Source organism: Mycobacterium sp. (assembly GCF_036490025.1).
Taxonomy (GTDB): domain Bacteria; phylum Actinomycetota; class Actinomycetes; order Mycobacteriales; family Mycobacteriaceae; genus Mycobacterium.
In genome coordinates this window covers 20695-40669 of sequence record NZ_DASXEP010000030.1, presented here as the reverse complement: position 1 = coordinate 40669, position 19975 = coordinate 20695, and the positions used below count along the sequence as shown (strand labels likewise).

At 65.8% G+C, this 19975-nt stretch carries 12 protein-coding genes and 2 pseudogenes; 5 read left to right on the top strand and 9 right to left on the bottom strand.

What is annotated here, in order from left to right; genetic code table 11:
• Window positions 1–36: 36 nt before the first annotated feature.
• The 3 genes from VGG53_RS03840 to VGG53_RS03830 are packed head-to-tail and all read left to right on the top strand — an operon-like array spanning window position 37 to window position 2962.
• On the top strand, window positions 37–945 hold the full coding sequence (locus VGG53_RS03840; RefSeq protein ID WP_331516674.1) for a metal-dependent hydrolase: 909 nt from the start codon (window positions 37–39) through the stop codon (window positions 943–945).
• Between the two features lie 18 nt (window positions 946–963).
• Window positions 964–1875 (top strand): alpha/beta fold hydrolase, encoded by a 912-nt coding sequence (locus VGG53_RS03835; protein WP_331516662.1) that lies wholly within the window; start codon window positions 964–966, stop codon window positions 1873–1875.
• Between the two features lie 10 nt (window positions 1876–1885).
• Complete coding sequence (locus VGG53_RS03830; protein ID WP_331516661.1) at window positions 1886–2962, top strand: PDR/VanB family oxidoreductase; 1077 nt, start codon at window positions 1886–1888, stop codon at window positions 2960–2962.
• 6 nt (window positions 2963–2968) lie between these two features.
• Here VGG53_RS03830 and VGG53_RS03825 read toward each other — a convergent pair whose 3' ends face one another.
• The 7 genes and pseudogenes from VGG53_RS03825 to fdxA form a co-directional block, all read right to left on the bottom strand.
• Window positions 2969–3871, bottom strand: coding sequence for a pseudouridine-5'-phosphate glycosidase (locus VGG53_RS03825; protein WP_331516660.1), 903 nt, complete (start codon window positions 3869–3871; stop codon window positions 2969–2971).
• 23 nt (window positions 3872–3894) lie between these two features.
• Window positions 3895–6219, bottom strand: a complete 2325-nt coding sequence (locus VGG53_RS03820; RefSeq protein WP_331516659.1) for an APC family permease — start codon at window positions 6217–6219, stop codon at window positions 3895–3897.
• Between the two features lie 82 nt (window positions 6220–6301).
• Window positions 6302–8251: pseudogene (locus VGG53_RS03815) on the bottom strand (APC family permease); the annotation flags it as partial.
• 134 nt (window positions 8252–8385) lie between these two features.
• A pseudogene (locus tag VGG53_RS03810) lies at window positions 8386–10314 on the bottom strand (APC family permease); the annotation flags it as partial.
• A 95-nt stretch (window positions 10315–10409) separates the two neighbouring features.
• Window positions 10410–12200 carry an acyl-CoA dehydrogenase family protein gene (locus VGG53_RS03805; protein ID WP_331516658.1) on the bottom strand — a complete coding sequence of 597 codons (1791 nt, stop codon included), beginning with the start codon at window positions 12198–12200 and terminating at the stop codon, window positions 10410–10412.
• A gap of 75 nt (window positions 12201–12275) precedes the next feature.
• A complete protein-coding gene (gene dapC, locus VGG53_RS03800; RefSeq protein ID WP_331516673.1) occupies window positions 12276–13361 on the bottom strand; it encodes a succinyldiaminopimelate transaminase in 1086 nt (361 codons plus the stop codon).
• Window positions 13362–13384: 23 nt separating this feature from the next.
• On the bottom strand, window positions 13385–13711 hold the full coding sequence (gene fdxA, locus VGG53_RS03795; RefSeq protein ID WP_331516657.1) for a ferredoxin: 327 nt from the start codon (window positions 13709–13711) through the stop codon (window positions 13385–13387).
• A 211-nt stretch (window positions 13712–13922) separates the two neighbouring features.
• Between fdxA and VGG53_RS03790 the strand changes: the two genes are divergently transcribed.
• Window positions 13923–14519 carry a PadR family transcriptional regulator gene (locus VGG53_RS03790; protein WP_331516656.1) on the top strand — a complete coding sequence of 199 codons (597 nt, stop codon included), beginning with the start codon at window positions 13923–13925 and terminating at the stop codon, window positions 14517–14519.
• Entirely contained in the window at window positions 14516–16534 is a 2019-nt protein-coding gene (locus VGG53_RS03785; protein WP_331516655.1) for an NADPH-dependent 2,4-dienoyl-CoA reductase, read from the top strand. Before VGG53_RS03790 ends, VGG53_RS03785 begins: the two co-directional genes overlap by 4 nt.
• Window positions 16535–16538: 4 nt before the next feature.
• On the opposite strand, the gene VGG53_RS03780 is transcribed toward VGG53_RS03785, so the two are convergent.
• On the bottom strand, window positions 16539–17303 hold the full coding sequence (locus VGG53_RS03780; protein WP_331516654.1) for a maleylpyruvate isomerase N-terminal domain-containing protein: 765 nt from the start codon (window positions 17301–17303) through the stop codon (window positions 16539–16541).
• A 9-nt stretch (window positions 17304–17312) separates the two neighbouring features.
• A complete protein-coding gene (locus VGG53_RS03775) occupies window positions 17313–19904 on the bottom strand; it encodes a bifunctional FO biosynthesis protein CofGH (protein ID WP_414688875.1) in 2592 nt (863 codons plus the stop codon).
• Between the last annotated feature and the right edge of the window lie 71 nt (window positions 19905–19975).

Sequence of the window (19975 nt, the reverse complement as noted above, 5' to 3'; positions counted from 1 at the left end):
ACCTACCAACAACCCAGCGACACAAGGGGTTTGATGATGTACACAGTCGACGACCGGGCGGCGGGTCCGCATGACGCGTCGCTCGATCACGAGCGGATCGTTCTGCAAGCACGTGATGTCGAGTTCGACTGGGCGACGCTGCCGTTCTACTACGTGCCCAACGAGCCCTTCAGCACCCACTTCTGCAACGTCCTGCACCTGTTGTTGCCGGCGGGCGAGGAGTTCATCGTCGAGGCATTCAAGGACACCTTGCCGCTGATCAAAGACGATCAGCTGCGGCTGGATGTGCAAGGCTTCATCAGCCAGGAGGCCATGCATTCTCAAGCGCACGCGGGTGTGCAGGACCACTTCGCGGCAAAGGGCATCGACGTGACGCCGTTCACCGACCAGATGGCCTGGCTGTTCGAGAAGCTCATCGGTGACCGGCCCGGGTGGAGCCGCCGGCGACGGCAGAGCTGGTTGCTCGAGCGGGTGTCCATGGTGGCGGCCCTCGAGCACTACACCGCCATCCTGGGCGAGTGGGTGCTCGACACCCCACAACACGACGCGCTCGGCACCGACCCGGTGATGCTGGACTTGCTTCGCTGGCATGGCGCCGAAGAGGTCGAACACAAGGCAGTCGCGTTCGACACCATGAAACACCTGCGTGCCGGGTACTGGCGGCAGGTGCGCACCCAGCTGCTGATCACGCCGTCGTTGCTGTGGTTGTTCATCCGCGGCGTGCGGTTCATGTACTCGGTCGACCCGCATCTGCCACCGAGAGCCAAGCCGCGCTGGCGTGACTACTTCCGCGCGGCGCGCCTGCGGTTGGTGCCCGGGCCATTTCAGTTCCTGCGCGTGATCGGCGCGTACTACACGCCGAAGTTCCATCCTTCCCAATTGGGCGGGGTGGAACGCGCGATCGACTACTTGGCCAGATCACCCGCTGCACGCGCGTCGCACTGAGCACCAGGCGGAGGGCCCATGACCAGCACTGAAACCATCACCGAGGCAACCACGGTTGCGGCGTCGGACGGCGTCTCGCTGGCGGTACACGCCTATGGCCACATCGACCCGCGACGCCCGACCGTCCTGGCGATCCACGGCTACCCCGACAATCACCAGGTATGGGATGGGGTCGCCGCCAACCTGATCGACCGGTATAACTTCGTGGCCTACGACGTGCGCGGGGCCGGCGAATCCTCAACGCCGACAAAGCGCTCCGGGTATCGGCTCAACCAGCTGGTCGCCGACGTCGGCGCGGTGATCGACAGCCTGGGCGTGGATCATGTCCACCTCCTGGCGCACGACTGGGGCTCGATCCAAGGCTGGGCAGCGGTCACCGACCACGGCGTGATGACCAAAATCGGGTCGTTCACCTCGATCTCGGGTCCGCACCTGAACTATGCGGGCAAGTTCTTGCGATCGCCACGCACCCCCCGCGCACTGTTCGCCGTCGTGAGACAGATTCTGGCGTCGTCCTACATCTGGTTCTTCCTGTGCCCGGGTGTGCCCGAGTTAGCGATCCGGTCCCGCGCGACCGTGAAAACCTTTGAGGCTGTTGAGCTCCTCGGCCGGGCACGTGCCGGTGGCCGGCGCCGGGCGGCGACAACCCGATCGATCGACGACTACCTCAACGGTCTCAACCTGTACCGCGCCAACATGCCCGCACCGATGCTGGCGCCGCCGGCACAGCTGCCGCAGACAACAGTCGCGGTGCAGGTGCTGGCGGCGCGCAAGGACTATTTCGTCACGCCCGCCCTGCAGCGGTACACCGGGTCGATCCCGGCCGGCGGCCGCGTCGTCCCGATCGAGGGCGGCCACTGGGTGGTCGCCTCTCATCCCGAGGTCATCGCCCGTCTCACCAGCGACTGGGTCGACAACCGATCAGCATAGGAATTGCACTGTGACAGAGACTATTTGGAACACCAGGCCCGCCGACTTGTACCAACGCCGCGGGCGCGACCGGGCCTACACGGCGCTGTACGGCGTGGGCACGGTGTTCGGCGGTTTTGCGGCGGCTTCGCGGTGGACGCCGTCGCGAGTGACGCCGGTGCAGCGCACCATCACCGCGGTGGTCACCAAGCGCGAAACGCTGACCCCGGATGTGGTCGCGTTGACGTTGGCCGACGCGCAAGGCGGATTGCTGCCGTCCTGGAAACCCGGCGCGCACATTGACGTTCGACTGCCCTCGGGGCGCCGTCGCCAGTACTCGCTGTGTGGTCCGCCAGGGCGGCGAACCGACTACCGTATCGCCGTGCGCCGGATTGCCGACGGCGGCGGTGGCTCGCTGGAGATGCACGACAGTTTCGACGTGGGCAGCACCTGCGAATTCGAGGGCCCTCGTAACGCCTTCTATCTGGTGACCGACGAGCGGGAGGTGTTGTTCGTGATCGGCGGCATCGGGGTGACGCCGATTCTGCCGATGATCCAACTGGCCCAGCAACACGGAATCAACTGGCGCGCTGTCTATGCCGGACGCGGCCGGCAGCACATGCCGCTGCTGGACGAGGTGATGGCGGTGGCGCCGGACCGGGTCACGGTGTGGGCGGACGACGAGCGTGGCCGGTTCGCAACCGCCGCCGAGCTGCTTGCCGATGCCGGACCGGCAACGGCCGTTTATGTGTGCGGTCCCAGCCCGATGCTCGAGTCGGTGCGCGGAGCGCGCGACGAGCACGCCAACGCACCCCTGCACTACGAACGGTTCAGCCCGCCGCCGGTTGTCGACGGTACCCCCTTCCAGCTGGAACTCGCCCGCTCCCGGCGCGTGCTCAGCGTGCCGGCCAACCGGTCGGCGTTGGACGTGATGCGAGACGAGAACCCGACGACCGCGTATTCGTGCCAGCAGGGCTTTTGCGGGACCTGCAAGGTCAAGGTGATGGCCGGGCAGGTCGACCGACGTGGCCGCACTGCGGAGGGCGATGACGAGATGCTGGTCTGCGTTTCACGCGGGAAAAGCGACCGCGTGGTGATCGACGCCTGAGCATTCTCAGCCCGCGAGGTAAGCCGCGGCGATCTCCCCCGCCAACCGGGCGTTGGACAGCACCAGCGCGACGTTGGCCGCCACCGATGCGCCGTACGTCTCGCGATGAAAGAAGTCGAGCAGGAACGGCGTGACGTCCTTGCCGCGCACATCGGCCGTTTCGGCGGCGGCCAGTGCGGCGCCCAGCACGCGGTCGTGCAACGCGCGGTCCATCTCGTCGGCGGGTGTGATCGGGTTGGCCAGCACCAGCCCGTACCCGTCGGCGCCCAGCCGCCGCCTGGCGCGCAGCACATCGGCGGCCTGTTGCGGTGTGTCCACCCGCCAGCCCACCGGGTGACCGGAATCGGCGAGGTAAAAGCCCGGAAACCGATCGGTGCGATAGCCGATCACACCGACGTTCAGCGATTCCAGCCGCTCGAGGGTCGCCCCGACATCCAGGATCGACTTGACGCCCGCACAGACCACCAGCACACCAGTGCGTGAGAGGGTCATCAGATCCGCCGACTCGTCCCAGCTGTCGCGGGCTCCGCGATGCACACCGCCCAGCCCTCCGGTGGCAAAGACGGTAATGCCCGCCGCTGCCGCAAGCTGCGCGGTCGAGGCGACGGTGGTCGCACCGTCTCCGCCCCGGGCCGCGAGCGCCGCGACGTCGCGCACACTCACCTTGACCACGGTGTCACCCTCCGCGATACGCCGCAGCGCGACATCGTCGAGCCCGATGTGCGGCTCCCCGCCGATGATCGCGATCGTCGCCGGTACTGCTCCGCCGGATCGCACCGCCGCCTCGATCTCGCGTGCGACGCGCAGATTGTCCGGCCGCGGCAGACCATGGCTGATGATCGTGCTCTCCAGGGCAACCACCGGCCGGCCGGCGGCCAACGCGTCGGAGACCTCGGGGTGGACGGGCACGGATTGCACCCTACGTCGCTGGGCTAAGACTCCTCGGGTGTCTCGATCACCGCGTACGTCGGATCGAGCATCGACACCTGCTTGGTGCCGCTCTGGCTAGCCTTCCCGGTCACGCGCAGGACTTGACCGGGTTGAATGTCGTCGCCGTGCCCGGGCCGGAAGGTCACCCGGATCTCGCCACTGTCGTCGCCGACAACAATCCAGCGGGACGTTTTTCCGCGTCTGGTGATGTCTTCGATCTCACTGACCCGGCCTTCGACCGTGGCGCGTCGTCCCGGAATCACATCGTTCACGTCGATCACCGTCGCGGGCTTTTCCGGGTGCTCGTAGTTCTCAGCGGGCTCGTCCTCGCCGCGCCAAATCCGCATCTCGAGTTCCTCGACCTTGGCGGCAATGCGTTGCTCCAAGACGTCCGGGAAAGCTTCGCGGATCCGAGACTGGACGTCGTAGGGGACGATGGTGGCCGCGGCGTCCGGAATTCGGCTGACCGCTCGGGAGATCTTGTCCGCGGTTCGGTCGTGCAGCAGTCGTCCCAGTAACGGCGCATACGTGCGGCGTGGCAGCAGTACCGTCACGTGGGTGTCGCGGTGTTCGTTTCGGGCCCTGACGACCAGCGTTTGCACGGCGCGAACGATCTGCCGGTCGGGGCAATCGATCACCCGCAACCGGGTGTCGAGATCGAAGTCATCCCAACGCTTTCGCAGTGCGGCAGCATGGTCAGAGTCGATCATGAAATGCACCGCGATCGACTCGTCGGCGCGCAATCCCCTGCCGTAGCGCAGTGCTTCGAGCACTGCGAGATCAAGCGAGTTGACGCAGACGAACACCCGATGGTGCGCGTAGTTGGTCATCTCGGGACGGTCGGTGCGAAAGGCTTCCAAGATCGCGGACTCGGCCCGGTATTCGCGGTTGAGCCGGATCAGCCCGAACACCAACATCGGGAACACAACGACGACCAGCCAGGCGCCCTCGGTGAACTTGGCCACGGCAAAGATCCCCACCACGATCGTCGACAACACCGCCGCGGAGAAGTTGATCGCCAACCGGTGTCGCCAGCCCGGTTCGCGTTCCACCAGATGGTGTTTGGACATTCCATAGCCGGCCATCGAGAAGCCGGTGAACACTCCGATCGCGTAAAACGGCACCAGCGCATTGACCGATCCGCCAGTGAACACCAGCAGCGCCACCGACAGCGCCGCGAGTGTGAGGATGCCGTTGGAGAACACCAGCCGATAACCGCGCTGCATGAGCTGCCGCGGCAGAAAGCGGTCCTCGGCAACGAAACTCGCCAGCGCGGGAAACCCGTTGAAGCTGGTGTTGGCGCCGGTGTACAAAATCGCCGCCGTCGATACCTGGACCAAGACGTACATGGATTGGCCGATGATCCCGTTGCCGAAGACCGCGCGGGCAATCTGAGAAAGCACCGACGGATATTCGCTGAGGTAAGGCGCCGCATGGGTGGCGTAGGCGAGATAGCCGACCCCCGCCAGCAATAGCCCCAGAATGCAGGCCATGGTGGTGAGAACGCGCCGGGCATTGACGCTCTGCGGCTTACGAAAGACGTTGACCGTGTTGGAGATGGCTTCCACACCCGTCAGCGACGAGCCGCCGTTCGCGAAGGCCCGCAGCAGCACCAGAACGGTGGCGCCCATCACCAGGCCGCTGCTCTGATGGACCGGCACTGCTCCCGCGGCGTGGCCGGGATCATATTGCGGCAAGCCCCAAATAAGGTGCCGGACAACGCCGGTCACGATCATCGCGACGATCATCAGCACGAAGGAGTAGGTGGCAATCGCGAACGCCAGGCCGGCCTCACGCAATCCGCGCAGATTCGCGTAGCAGATAAGCAGTACCACCCCGATGGTGATCTCCAGGCTGTAGGGCCCCAGCGCGGGCAGCGCCGACGCCACCGCGACGGTGCCCGCCGCGGACTGCACCGCCACCGTGACGACGTAGTCGATCAACAACGCCGCGGCAGCCACCTGCGCCACTTTGGGCCCGAAGTTCTCCCGGGCGACGATGTAGGAGCCGCCGGCTTTGGTGTAGGCCATCACGACCTGCCGGTACGATGCGGCGACCAGCGCCAGGATCACCAGGATCACACCCATGATGGGCAGTAACAAGACGAACGCGGCCAACCCGGCGTGCGGCAGCAGCTCCGTCAGGATCTGCTCCGGACCGTAGGCCGTCGACGAGATCGCGTCGGGTGAAAGCGCGCCCAGGGCAACGGGATTCGAAAGCCGCTCGTTGGACAACTCCTGGGTGATCAGCGGCTTGCCCAGAAAGACGCGCTTTAACACGTCAGAGAAAGACGGAGGTATGTCCTGCTCGCGCGCTTCAGCTGTCACGACCACCCCATCTGAGATTCAGCGTCCCGGAGCAGTCTAGGCGGCACGCTTCAGTCGTTCGCCAGTTTTACCCGCGGCCGGCTTGCGCCAGCGCGTCCGGATCAACCCGGGCGATACGCGACTCGACGTCGTACGGCACGATGATCGCGGTGGCTCCGGGGACGCGGCTGACAGCCCTGGCCATCTTGTCGGCGGTGCGGTCATGGAGCAGACGACCCAGCAACGTCGAATATGTTCGACGGGGCAACAGCACCGTGACCTTGGTGTCGGGATGCTCTTGTTTCACCCGCACGACCAGTTCCTGTGCGACCCGACTCAAATTGCGGTCCGGACAGTCGATCACCCGCAGCTGGGTGTCGTGCTCGAAGTGCTGCCAGCGCTCCTCCAGCTGAGCGGAATGGTCGGCGTCTACCACGAAGTGGACGGCGAGCAGCTCGTCGGCGTTCAGGCCCTTTCCATAGCGCAGCGCCTCGACCTCGGCAAGGTCGACGGAATCCACGAAGACGAACACCCGCAGCCGCGCGTATTTGGCCAACTCGGGACGCTCGTTGCGCGACATCTCCAGCACGGATGCCTCGGCGCTGTACTGCCGGTTCAGTCGTACCAAGGCGTAGACGAGGATGGGAAAGATCAGCACAACCAGCCAGGCGCCCTCGGTGAACTTGGCGACCACGAAGATGCCGACCACGATCGTCGACATGATCCCCGCCGACAGGTTGACCGCCGCTTTGTGACGCCAGCCCGGCTCACGACGAGTGCGATGGTGTTTGGTCATGCCATAGCCGGCCATCGCGAAAGCGGTGAACACCCCGATGGCGTAAAACGGCACCAGCGCGTTCAGCGATGCCCCGGTGACCAGCAACAGCGCCACCGCGAGCGCGGTCAACGTGATGATTCCGTTGGAGAACACCAGCCGGTGTCCGCGTTTGGTCAGCGGCCGGGGCAAGAAGCGGTCTTCCGCAACGAAACTCGCCAGGGCCGGGAACCCGTTGAACCCGGTGTTCGCGCCGGTGAAAAGAATTGCGGCACTGGATGCCTGGACTAAAAAGTAGAAGACGTTGCCGATCGTACCGCTGCCGAAAACCGCACGCGTGATCTCCGAGAGCATCGATGGGTATTCATCCACATACGGGGTGGCGTGGGTGACGAAAGCAAGCCAGGCAACCCCGGCCAACAAGACCCCCAAGATGCACGCCATTATGGTCAGCACGCGACGGGCGTTGACGCCCTGCGGCTCGCGAAAGACGTTGACGGTGTTGGAGATCGCCTCGATGCCGGTCAGCGATGTACCGCCGTTGGCGAATGCTCGTAACAGCACCAGGACCGTCGCGCCCATGACCAGTCCGCTGCCTTGATGGACGGGCACCGCTCCGTCGATGTGGGCGGGATCGTATTTCGGTAAACCCCAGAACATTTCACGAATCAGACCGGTGACGATCGTCAGCAGAATCATGGCGACGAACCAGTATGTCGTGATCGCGAAGAGCCGGCCCGATTGCCGCAATCCCCGCAGGTTGGCGATACAGATCAAGATCAGCACCGCCACCGTCAGTTCCAGGTGATAGGGCCGTAATAGCGGTATCGCCGACACCACCGCGACGGTCCCGGCCGCGGGCTGCACCGCTGCGGTGACGACATAGTCGATCAACAACGCCGCAGCCGCGATCTGCGCCACCCGGGGCCCGAAGTTGTCTCGTGCCACCATGTATGACCCGCCGGTACGGGTGTATGCGGTGACAACTCCGCGATACGACGCCGAGACCAGCAACAATATGAACAGGATGACGCCGATGATCGGGAGCAGCAACGTGAATGCAGCCATCCCGGCGCGGGGCAGCAGTTCGATCATGACCTGCTCGGGCCCGTACGCGGTCGACGAGATCGCGTCCGGCGAAATAGCGCCCAGCGCAACCGGATTGGTCAGCCGTTCCGATTCAAGCTGCTCGGTCGTCAGCGGCTGGCCGAGGACGACGCGCTTCCATCCATCGACGAAAGACGGCGGAATGCTCGAGTTCTGGTCCGGCTTTGTCACAACGCATCACTTCCTCGGGTTACTCGACGATCTGGGGCTGAACCATCCAGCCGGGCTTATTGCGGTTGGGCCACGTCTAGCCGGCTATCCCCAACGCTCTGCCGATCTGGAGATCCTCCTCGCGCCCGAGTGATCTGCGCGATTCGAGACTCGATGTCGTAGGCCATGATTTGCGCGCTCGCACCCGGAATTCGGCTGATCACCCGGGCCATCTTGTCGGCGGTGCGGTCATGAAGCAGCCGGCCGACCAGCGGCGCGAACTCTCGGCGCGGCAACAGCACCGTTACCGTGGTGTCCGGGTGGTCCCGCTTGACCTGGCACACGAGATCTTGTGCGGCCCGGTTCAAGTTTCGATCCAGGCACTGGATCAGCCGCAACTCGGTGCGGTGCCCGAAGTGTTGCCAGCGCTCCTGCAATCGCGCGGCACGAGCTGCGTCCAGGACGAAGTGCACGGCGGTCAACTCGTCAGCGTGCAGCCCCTTGGCGTAGCGCATCGCCTCGATCTCGGCGAAATCGACGCTGTCCACGAAGACGAACACCCGGTGCCGGTCATGCTTGTCCCAGTCCGGAGCGTCCACGAGCGAGGTCTCCAACACCGACGCCTCGGCGCGATACTGCCGGTTGAGCCGCATCAAGAAAAGCACCAGGATGGGGAAGACCACCACGATCAGCCACGCGCCTTCGGTGAATTTCGCCACGGCGAAGATCCCCACCACGATCGTCGACAAGATTGCTGCCGACAGGTTGATTGCCAGCTTGTACCGCCAGCCCGGCTCGCGATGAATGAGGTGGTATTTGGTCATACCGTAGCCGCACATCGAAAACCCGGTGAACACCCCGATCGCATAAAACGGCACCAGCGCATTCACCGATCCACCGGTGAACACCAGCAGCGCCACCGCCAGCGCGGTCAGCGTAATGATGCCGTTGGAAAACACCAGCCGATGACCACGCTTCATCATCGGCCGCGGCAGAAAACGGTCGCCGGCAACGAAATTGGCGAGTGTGGGAAATCCATTAAAACTGGTGTTACCACCGGTGATCAAAATCGCCGCCGTCGCTGTCTGCACCAGAATGTACAAGACATGGCCGATCATCCCGTTGCCGAAAACAGCCCGGGCAATCTCGGAAAGCATCGACGGATAGCCGTTCGCATACGGCGTGGCGTGGGTGACATACGTCAAATACGCCACCCCCGTCAACAGAAAGCCCAAAACACAGGCCATCACGGTGATCACCTTGCGCGCGTTGACGCCCTCGGGTTTGCGGAAACTGCTGACGGTGTCTGAGATCGCCTCCACCCCGGTCAACGACGAACCACCATTGGCGAACGCCCGCAACAAGATCAGTACCGTGGCACCCATCACCAATCCATTGCCCTGATGGACCGGAACCGCGCCCACAATGTGAGCCGGATCGTATTTCGGTAAACCGCCGAAGAAAAGTTCCCGCACCACCCCGACCACGATCATCAGTGACACCATCGTCACAAACGCATACGTCGGGATCGCGAATGGTCGACCCGCTTCTCGCAAACCGCGCAGATTGGCATAACAAATGAGCAGCACAATGCCCACCGTCATTTCCAAGCTGTACGGGCCCAACACCGGTATCGCCGAGACCACCGCCACCGTCCCGGCCGCGGACTGCACCGCCACCGTGACCACATAGTCAATCAGCAATGACGCGGCGGCGACCTGCGCCACTCGCGGCCCGAAGCTGTCCCGGGTAACGACATACGAGCCCCCGGCCCGGGTGTAAACCATGACAACCTGGCGGAACGAGGCGGCCACCAACACCAGAATCACCAGGATCACACCGGTGATCGGAATCAACAGTGAGAACGCAGCCAACCCCGCGGCCGGCAGCAGCTCAATCATCACCTGCTCTGAGCCGTAGGCGGTCGAGGAAATCGCATCAGGCGAAAGCACGCCCAGCGCAACAGGGTTCGACAATCTCTCATGCTGCAACTGGTCGTTGATCATTGGTTTCCCGAGGAAGGCCCGCTTCCAGCCATCGGAAAAAGATGGCGCGATCCCCTGCGCGTCAGCCAATCGTGTCACCCCAAATTCTTGACGAAATCTTGATGGTCCCGGGAAAGCCTACGATGCATCCGGCCAATCATGCGCGCCGGGACGAGGCGAAGTGGGGAAGCCCGCTATCGGTCGATCAAAAGCGAACCCTCAACCAACTCATCGAATCGTTCAATCGCATCGTCGCTTTCGACGTCCATGCCGCGAAGTGGTCCCTGGTCAGCGAGGTAGCGCAATGCGTACAAGCGTGCCACGAGCGCCTTGCGGCCGTTCTGGCGGGCGGCCCGCTCCCAGGCGGCCTGCTCGGTCAACAAGGCGCCGGCATACACATCGCCGATGAAGCGGGTAAGCGCGAACAGCCGCGCCTCGGCAACCGTGCCATCGAGTTTCCTCCAGGCCGTGATCGCCGCTTCCAGATCGTCGACGCGGCAGCGCACCAGGCGTGTCGTCTCGTCGTCGTCCGAGGCTGAGACCGCTTCGTGCAGGCGTTCCAGCAAAGGCTGATGAGCCTGGGCGCGCTCGATGCCCCGGCGAACGTCAAGACACAGTATGTTGTCAGCACCTTCCCAGATTGTGTTGACCTGTGCGTCCCGCAGCAGTCGGGCCACCGGCCACGTCTCGATATATCCGTTGCCACCATGGATCTCGATCGCGTCGGAGGCCATGGTGATGCCCAGCCGGCACACCTTGAGCTTGGTGACCGGCACGGCGATACGCTGCCGCACCGGGCGGCGCTGGCGGTGGTTGGCGAAACCCAGGCCGTCGAACACCAGCGCCTGGGCGGCTTCCACGTCGACGATCATCTCGGCGAGCTTGCGGCGCATCAGCGGCTTGTCGAGCAGCCGGTCGCCGAACGCCCGCCGCTGCCTGGCGTAACAGAGCGATTCGACCAGTGCGCGGCGCGCGTTACCCAGCGCGAACAGGGCGATGCCGAGCCGCGACGCGTTGGTCAGGTCCATCATCCGGCCCAGTCCCCTGCCGTCAGCGGATTGCTCGTCGGTGCTGGGTTCGCCGGACAGCGGGAAGGCCTCCGCGTCGACCAGCTCGACCTCACCGGAGGCCACCGATCGGGTGCCGAGCTTGTCCTTGAGTCGCCGGATGCGAATGCCATTGCGGGTGCCGTCGCGACGGGTCCGCAGCACCAGAAAGGTCGCCACGCCGCGGCCGGAATCCGGGGCGCCCTCGGGCTTGGCCAGCACGACGAACACTTGACCGTCGCAGTTGGACGCAAACCACTTGAACCCGTTAAGCAGCCAGGCTCCGCCATTGTCGCCGCTGACGCGTCGGGCCGTGGTCTCCAACATCCCGAGGTCCGAGCCGCCGGCCCGCTCGGTCAGCAGCTGAGCGGTCTCGCCCTCCCACTCCCCGCTGGCGAATTTGGCCAGCACATGCTCGCGCACGTCGGTGGGGGCATAGGCCGCGACCAGCGACTTGACCATGCCGCCGCCGGTTCCCAGCGCGCAGCCCATGCCGATGTCAGCCTGGTTCAGCAGATAGTTGGCCGCGAACAGCGGCAGCGACGGGTTGACGCCGGCCTGCTGGGCGTCCTCCTTGAGCGCCTGCTGCCCGTGCAGCACCGCTCGTTTGGACTCGACGAAGGACGCCGGCTGCACTACCTGGCTGATGTCGTGGCCCCACCGGTCGTAGCGTTCCAGGTGTGCCGGGGTGCGGTCGGTCTGTTCGGCCCAGCGGGCCACCGGACCGCCCATCAATTCGCCGATGCTGTCCAGATGAGGTTCGACGACGGCCAGCTCGCCTGGCTGCAGGTAGTAGGCCATCGTGGCCTGCAGGGTGGGGTCGGTGCGATACCAGTTGAGACCGACGGCGCCGTGATAGTTCTCGGTGCGGTACCGCTGTGCCTTCTCTTCGGTGCTGAACGGCAGCCGGTCGACTGCCTCGAAGCCGTACTCAGTCATCAGCGCCGCTCCCTCCGAGTGGGACGTTGTTGCACGCCGATCGCGATTCCGCGTGTCGTAAGTGGCCACTCGACACTAGCCAAGCCGGTCGACCGCCGCGGCGATCCGCTCGTCGGTGGCGGTCAACGCCACCCGCACATGCCGGGCGCCGCGTGGGCCGTAGAACTCACCGGGCGCCGCCAGAATGCCGCGCTGCGCCAACCAGGCGACGGTGTCACGGCACGGCTCGCCGCGGGTGACCCACAAATACAGGCCGGCGTCGGAATAGTCGACGGTGAAGCCGGCCGAACGGAAAGCCGTCAGCAGCAGATCGCGGCGCTGCCGGTAGCGGTCACGCTGCTCACGCTCGTGGGCGTCGTCGTCCAGCGCGGCGATCATCGCCGCCTGAACGGGCCGCGGCACCATCATCCCGGCGTGTTTACGCACCGCGAGCAGCTCGCCGACCAGGTCGGAGTCCCCGGCGGCGAAGCCGGCCCGGTACCCGGCCAGCGAGGAGCTCTTGGACAGCGAGTGCACTGCCAGCAGACCGGTGTGGTCGCCGTCGCAGACCGACGGATGCAACACCGACAACGGCTGGGCGCCCCAGCCCAGGCCGAGGTAGCACTCGTCGGAGGCCAGCACCGCGCCCCGGTCCCGAGCCCAGCCCACGAGCTTGCGCAGATGATCGACGCCGAGCACCTGCCCGGTCGGATTGCTCGGCGAGTTCACGTACAACAGTGCCGGCGCCTGGGGGCCGAGCTGGGTCAGCGAGTCGGCGAAAAGCACCCGGGTGCCGGCCAGCCGGGCGCCGATGTCGTAGGTCGGGTAGGCCAGCTCGGGCACCACGACCAGATCCTGGGCGCCAAGACCGAGCAGGGTCGGCAGCCAGGCGATGAGTTCTTTGGTGCCGATGACCGGTAGCACGGCCGCCTCGGTCAGTCCGGTGATGCCGTATCGGCGGCTCAGCGCGGCAACCGCCGACTCGCGAAGCTGCGGTGTGCCCGCCGTGGCGGGGTATCCCGGCGCGGCGCCGGCCGAGGCGAGCGCCGCACGGATCAGCGGGGCCACCGGATCGACGGGTGTGCCGACCGACAGGTCGACGATGCCGCCCGGGTGCGACCTGGCCAGCGCGGTCGCGTCGGCCAGGGTGTCCCACGGGAACTCCGGCAGAGACCCCGACAGCCGCCGGCGGCCCATCAGGTGGCTCAGTCGCCCTCACCCTGCGGCGGGAGATCCTTGACGACCTGCGGGTCGTTCTCGGTCAAGCCGACTTTCGCTGCGCCACCGGGAGATCCGAGCTCGTCAAAAAAGTCCGCGTTGATCTGCGTGTACTGGTTCCACTGCTCGGGCACGTCGTCCTCGTAGTAGATCGCCTCGACCGGGCAGACCGGCTCGCAGGCGCCACAGTCGACGCACTCGTCGGGGTGGATGTACAGCATTCGAGCGCCCTCGTAGATGCAGTCGACCGGGCACTCTTCGATGCATGCCTTGTCTTTGATGTCGACGCACGGTTCGGCGATCGTGTACGTCACAGACGTCTCCTCACGGTCTCCAGGTGGCTGATTGGCTGTGCCGTAGGCCAAAGCCCGCACCAGTGTGCACGAGCGTTTCGCTTTCCGGCGATGCGGAGTCTTGGTTACTGATACTAGACGTTGCATATATAACGCAAGCACCTGGTCACTATGCGCGTCGATGCAGTGCAACTAGTTGCATAGGGCGGCCCGCTGTTCCTATGCTGCGCGCGTGGCACTCCCCCACGCGATCCTGGTGTCGCTGTGCGAACAGTCGGGCTCCGGCTACGAGCTGACCCGCCGGTTCGACCGCTCGATCGGCTATTTCTGGAGCGCCACGCACCAGCAGATCTATCGCACCCTGCGGACGATGGAAGACGACGGCTGGGTGGCCGCGACGCCGGTTGCGCAACGCGGGCGGCCGGACAAAAAGGTCTACACCGTCTCCGAGGCCGGCCGGGCGGAATTGGCGCGCTGGATCGCCGCACCGTTGGGGCAAGGCGGATCCGGCTACGGCAATTCCAGACGGGGTGGCGCGCTCAGCGACACCCGCACCCGTGAAGTAGCCGTCAAGCTGCGCGGTGCCGGCTACGGCGATACCGCCGCGCTGCACGCACAGATCACTGCCCTGCGCGCCGAACGCGCGCACTTGCTGGACACCTACCGCGGGTTCGAGAAAAAACAGTTTCCCGATCCAGCGGCGTTGCGCGGCAACGCGTTACATCAGTATTTGGTGTTGCGCGGCGGAATCCGCGCCGAAGAAAGCACCATCGACTGGCTCGACGAAGTCACCAGCGCCCTACCGGATCCAACACGGGAGCAGCGATGACCTATCCAAACCTGTTGTCCCCGTTGGATCTCGGATTCACTGCGCTGCGCAACCGGGTGATCATGGGCTCGATGCACACCGGTCTGGAGGACCGTGCCCGCCACCTCGACCGGCTCGCCGAGTATTTCGCCGAACGCGCGCACGGCGGTGTCGGCCTGATCATCACCGGCGGCTACGCACCCAACCGGACCGGCTGGTTGCTGCCGTTCGCCTCGGAGCTGACCTCGACCGGGCAGGCACGCCGACACCGCCGCGTCACCAGCGCGGTGCACGACGCAGGCGGCAAGATCCTGCTGCAGATCCTGCACGCCGGACGGTATGCCTACCATCCGCTTTCGGTGAGCGCGTCGTCGATCAAGGCCCCGATCAACCCGTTTCGTCCGCGCCGGCTCTCGTCGAGCGGCGTGCAGAGCACGATCGGCGACTTCGCCCGTTGCGCGCAGCTGGCCCGTGAGGCCGGATACGACGGCGTCGAAATCATGGGCAGCGAAGGGTATTTGATCAACCAGTTTCTGGCGCCGCGAACCAACAAGCGCAACGACGCGTGGGGCGGCACCGCGGAGAAGCGCCGCCGATTTCCGGTCGAGATCGTGCGTCGCGCACGTGCGGCAGTCGGATCCGATTTCATCATCTGCTACCGGATGTCGATGGCCGACTTCGTCGAGGACGGCCAAAGCTGGGACGACGTCCTCACGCTGGCAACCGAAGTCGAAGCCGCCGGCGCAACCATGATCAACTCCGGCTTCGGCTGGCACGAAGCGCGCGTGCCGACCATCGTCACGTCGGTGCCTAACAACGCCTTCGTCGACATCAGCCATGCCGTCGCCGGACACGTCGACATTCCGGTGGTGGCGTCCAATCGAATCAACATGCCGCAGGCCGCCGAACAAATCCTGGCCGACACCCATGTGCAGCTGATCTCTATGGCCCGGCCGCTGCTGGCTGACCCGGAGTGGGTGCTCAAGGCCCAGGGCGCGCGCGACGACGAGATCAACACCTGCATCGCCTGTAATCAGGCCTGCCTGGATCACGCGTTCGTGAAGAAGACGGTGTCGTGTCTGCTCAATCCACGCGCCGGGCACGAAACGCAGTTGGTGCTGTCTCCGACCCGGCGCACGCGCTCGGTCGCGGTCGTCGGTGCCGGCCCGGCCGGGCTGGCGACCGCGGTCAACGCAGCTGCCCGCGGTCACCAGGTCACGCTGTTCGAGGCCCACACGTTCATCGGCGGCCAGTTCGACATGGCACGCCGAATCCCGGGCAAAGAGGAATTTAACGAAACCATCCGGTATTTCACCACGATGCTGCAGACCCACGGCGTGGAAGTACGACTGGGCACTCGAGTGTCGGCCACCGACCTGGCCGGCTACGACCATGTGGTACTGGCCACCGGCGTGGCACCGCGGATTCCGCGCATCCCGGGCATCGATCATCCGATGGTGCTGACCTATGCCGAAGCCATCACCGGCGTAAAGCCGGTCGGGAAGACCGTCGCGGTGATCGGCGCCGGCGGCATCGGCTTCGATGTCAGCGAATTCCTGGTCACCGACGAGTCGCCCACGCTGAATCTCAAAGACTGGAAGGCCGAATGGGGCGTTGCCGACCCGTGGGAAGCGCCGGGCGCACTGATCACTCCGATCCCCGCGCCGCCCGCACGGGAGGTCTACCTACTGCAGCGCACAACCGGAGCCCAGGGAAAGCGACTGGGCAAAACCAGCGGATGGGTGCACCGGGCGTCGTTGAAAGCCAAAGGCGTTCACCAGCTTTCCGGCGTCAACTACGAGCGGGTGAGTGACGCCGGGCTGCACATCAGCTTCGGCCCGAAGCGCGAGCGGCCACAGCTGCTCGCGGTCGACAACATCGTGGTCTGCGCCGGTCAGGAACCGGTGCGCGACCTCGAAGACGAGTTGCGCCGCGGCGGGATCAACCCGCATGTCATCGGTGGCGCGGCGATCGCTGCGGAGCTGGATGCCAAGCGCGCCATCAAACAGGGCACCGAGCTGGCGGCCCGGCTGTAGCCGCTCAGTAGCCGGACAGCAGAGCCCGCAGCCGGCCCAGCGTCTCCGGACCGACGCGGCTGCAGATTCGCGACGGGTCGGCCGGGCGGCGGCCCCACAGCAGCAAAACCCTTGCGGCAGCATCGGTTTCCAGCGTTGCCGGCCCGTCCGGGTCGGCAAGCTCGATCGTGGCGCTGTCGGCGTCCGCGCGCAGGAGCACATCGTCGGCACCGGCCACCCGCAGGCGCGCCTCGATGCGTTCGCCCGGCCGCAGTTGCTGCGCGCCCTTGACCAGCAGCGGCTTGCCCACCGCCAGCACACTGTGCGTCGTCATCCACGGCTGTGCCATCCGCGCCTGCGCCGCCGCGTCGTCGCCGGTGATATCCCACCCGTGCAGCACCAGCTCTTCTCGCATGTGCTCGGCGAACCACGGCACCTTCATGGTGCGTCCGGTCCAGGCAACGTCGGTGTCGGCCGGCACATCGTCGCCGGCCTCGGCGGCCTCATTGAGCACGGCCATGTTTCGGTGCAGGGCCGCCCACAGGTCGGCGTCATTCATCGCCCGCAGCGGGGCCTCGCGTTCTTCGAATCCGCGTGTCGCCACCGGCTCGCCGGCCAGGTGGGCACCCAGCACCCGGGCCAGCTCGTCGGCGTTGCCGGCCTGGTGAGCGACGATGTCGCGCACCGTCCAGGCCTCACACCAGGTGCCGGCGTCGGGCCGACGCTGCTGCACCGCCTCGACGAACGGCTGCCACTCGGGGAACCGGTCGTCGTCGATCCGCGGGCTCATGGTCCCAAGCTACGCGGCAAGCGGGTGGTAGTCGGTGGTGCGCTGACGGGCCGGCCGGCCGATACCCTCGGCGATCGCCGTCAACTCGGAGACGGTCTTGGCGGAGCCGAATTCGGAGCCGGCCATCCGCGAGATGGTCTCCTCCATCAACGTGCCACCAAGATCATTGGCGCCACCGTTGAGCATCACCTGCGTGCGCTCGACGCCGAGCTTGACCCAGCTGGTCTGGATGTGAGAGATGCGGCGGTGCAACATGATCCGCGCCAAAGCGTGCACGGCGCGGTTGTCACGGTGAGTGGGCCCGGGCCGCGCCGCCCCGGCGAGGTACAGCGGCGAGTTCTGGTGCACGAACGGCAGCGGGACGAACTCGGTGAAACCCCCGGTGCGGTCTTGGATGTCGCGCAACACATTGAGGTGGCCGACCCAGTGCCGCGGATCGTCGACGTGGCCGTACATCATCGTCGAGGACGACCGCAGGCCTACCTGGTGGGCAGTCGTGACGATCTCGATCCACATCGAGGTGGGCAGCTTGCCCTTGGTGAGCACCCACCGAACTTCGTCGTCGAGAATCTCCGCGGCAGTGCCCGGGATGGTGTCCAGACCCGCTTCCCGCAGGCTGGTCAGCCACTCGCGAATACTCAAGCCGCTCTTGGTCACACCGTTGGCGATCTCCATCGGCGAAAACGCGTGCACGTGCATCGACGGCACGCGCGCCTTGACCGCACGCACCAGATCGGCGTAGCCGCTGACCGGCAACTCGGGATCGATGCCGCCCTGCATGCACACCTCGGTGGCACCGACGACGTGGGCTTCCCACGCCCGCTGGGCGACCTCGTCCGCCGACAGCGAGTAGGCGTCCGCGTCGTCTTTGCGCTGCGCGAACGCGCAGAACCGGCAGCCGGTATAGCAGATGTTGGTGAAGTTGATGTTGCGGTTCACCACGAACGTCACGTCATCACCGACCACATCGCGACGCAGCGAATCCGCCAGTGCGGCAACCGCTTCCAGCGCGGGGCCGTCGGCCGTCGCCAGCGCGAGATACTCCGTGTCCGTGCACTCGGCCGGGTCGCGCTCGGCGGAACGCAATGCGGCCAGCACGTCGGTGTCGATGCGTTCGGGCGCCCGGGCGGCCAAGTCGTGCACCTGCGCGCGGATAGACTCCCAGTCCCCGAATGCGCTGTCCAGATCGCTGCGGGTCTCGGTCTTACGGCCTTCGGTGTCGATCGCTGCGTTCAGGTCGACCCGGCCCGAGGATGCCACGTCGTCGGGCTCCTGCCACGGCATGCCCACCGGCGTCACGTCGCGAGCCAGCCCGGTGTCCGGATCAGCCAGCGCCACAACGTGTCCGCGCACTCGTGGGTCGATCCACGCCGCTCCGGCCCGCACGTACTTGGGTTGCGCGGTCAGCCGTTCGACCAGGTCGTATCCCGCTTCGGCGGTGACGGCGGCGAGTTCGTCGAGTGCGGGCCAGGGCCGCTCGGGGTTGACGTGATCGGGTGTCAGCGGCGAGACGCCGCCCCAGTCGTCCACACCGGCCGCGATCAGCGCCAAGCACTCCTGCGCCGACACCAGATTAGGCGGTGCCTGGATACGCATGGCCGGGCCAAGGACCAGCCGGGCAACCGCCACCGTCGCCAGGAATTCGTCGATGCCGGCGTCGGGCGCCGAGGCCATCGCGGTGTGTTCTTTGGCCCGGAAGTTCTGCACGATGACTTCCTGGACGTGACCGAACTCCTTGTGCGACTTGCGAATCGCGTGCAGCGTCTCGGCCCGTTCGGTGAGCGTCTCGCCGATGCCGACCAGTAGACCGGTGGTGAACGGAATCGACAACCGACCCGCATCGGTCAGCGTCCGCAGCCGGATCTCAGGGTCTTTATCCGGGCTGCCGTAGTGCGCAAGGCCTTTCGTCTCGAAAAGCCGCCGCGACGTCGTCTCCAGCATCATGCCCATCGACGGCGCCACCGGCTTCAGCCGCGACAGCTCCGACCAGCTCATCACGCCGGGATTCAGGTGCGGCAACAAGCCGGTTTCCTCGAGCACCCGGATCGCCATCGCGCGCAGATAGGACAACGTCGAGTCATAACCACGCTCGTCCAGCCACTCGCGCGCCTCCGGCCACCGATCTTCCGGACGGTCGCCGAGCGTGAACAGCGCTTCCTTGCAACCGAGTTCAGCGCCGCGACGGGCGATGTCGAGAATCTCGTCGGGCTCCAGATACATTCCGGTGCCCTGGGCGCGCAGCTTGCCGGGCACTGTGACGAACGTGCAGTAGCGGCACGAGTCCCGGCATAGATGGGTCACCGGAATGAATACCTTGCGCGAGTAGCTGACCGGCAGTCGCCCGCTGCCACCTCGCCGGCCGGCCGCCTCCAGACCGGCGTCGCGCACCCGCGCGGCGCTGCGGCACAGATCGGTCAGATCCTCGCCGCGTGCGGTCATCGCCACCGCTGCCTCATCGACGTTCAGCGCCACCCCGTCGCGGGCACGCCGCAGTACCCGCCGGATGGCGGAGCCGCCTGGTGACGGGGGGACCGACAGGCTGGGCAGCAGGGTCGGCTCTTCGCCCGGAGTCAACGGCACGTTGGTGTAACTTCCGGCCATCCGAATTTCATCCGCACGTCCCCATCAATCTGCGACCCGACGCGTGCCATGAGCGACAACAGTAGTCTCCA

Excerpts from the sequence above, each read along its gene's own strand:
- VGG53_RS03835 (WP_331516662.1), top strand. The coding sequence starts at position 964 with ATGACCAGCACTGAAACCATCACCGAGGCAACCACGGTTGCGGCGTCG.
- VGG53_RS03785 (WP_331516655.1), top strand. The coding sequence starts at position 14,516 with ATGACCTATCCAAACCTGTTGTCCCCGTTGGATCTCGGATTCACTGCG.
- VGG53_RS03775 (WP_414688875.1), bottom strand. The coding sequence starts at position 19,904 with ATGGCCGGAAGTTACACCAACGTGCCGTTGACTCCGGGCGAAGAGCCG.
- VGG53_RS03805 (WP_331516658.1), bottom strand. The coding sequence starts at position 12,200 with ATGACTGAGTACGGCTTCGAGGCAGTCGACCGGCTGCCGTTCAGCACC.
- VGG53_RS03780 (WP_331516654.1), bottom strand. The coding sequence starts at position 17,303 with ATGAGCCCGCGGATCGACGACGACCGGTTCCCCGAGTGGCAGCCGTTC.
- VGG53_RS03840 (WP_331516674.1), top strand. The coding sequence starts at position 37 with ATGTACACAGTCGACGACCGGGCGGCGGGTCCGCATGACGCGTCGCTC.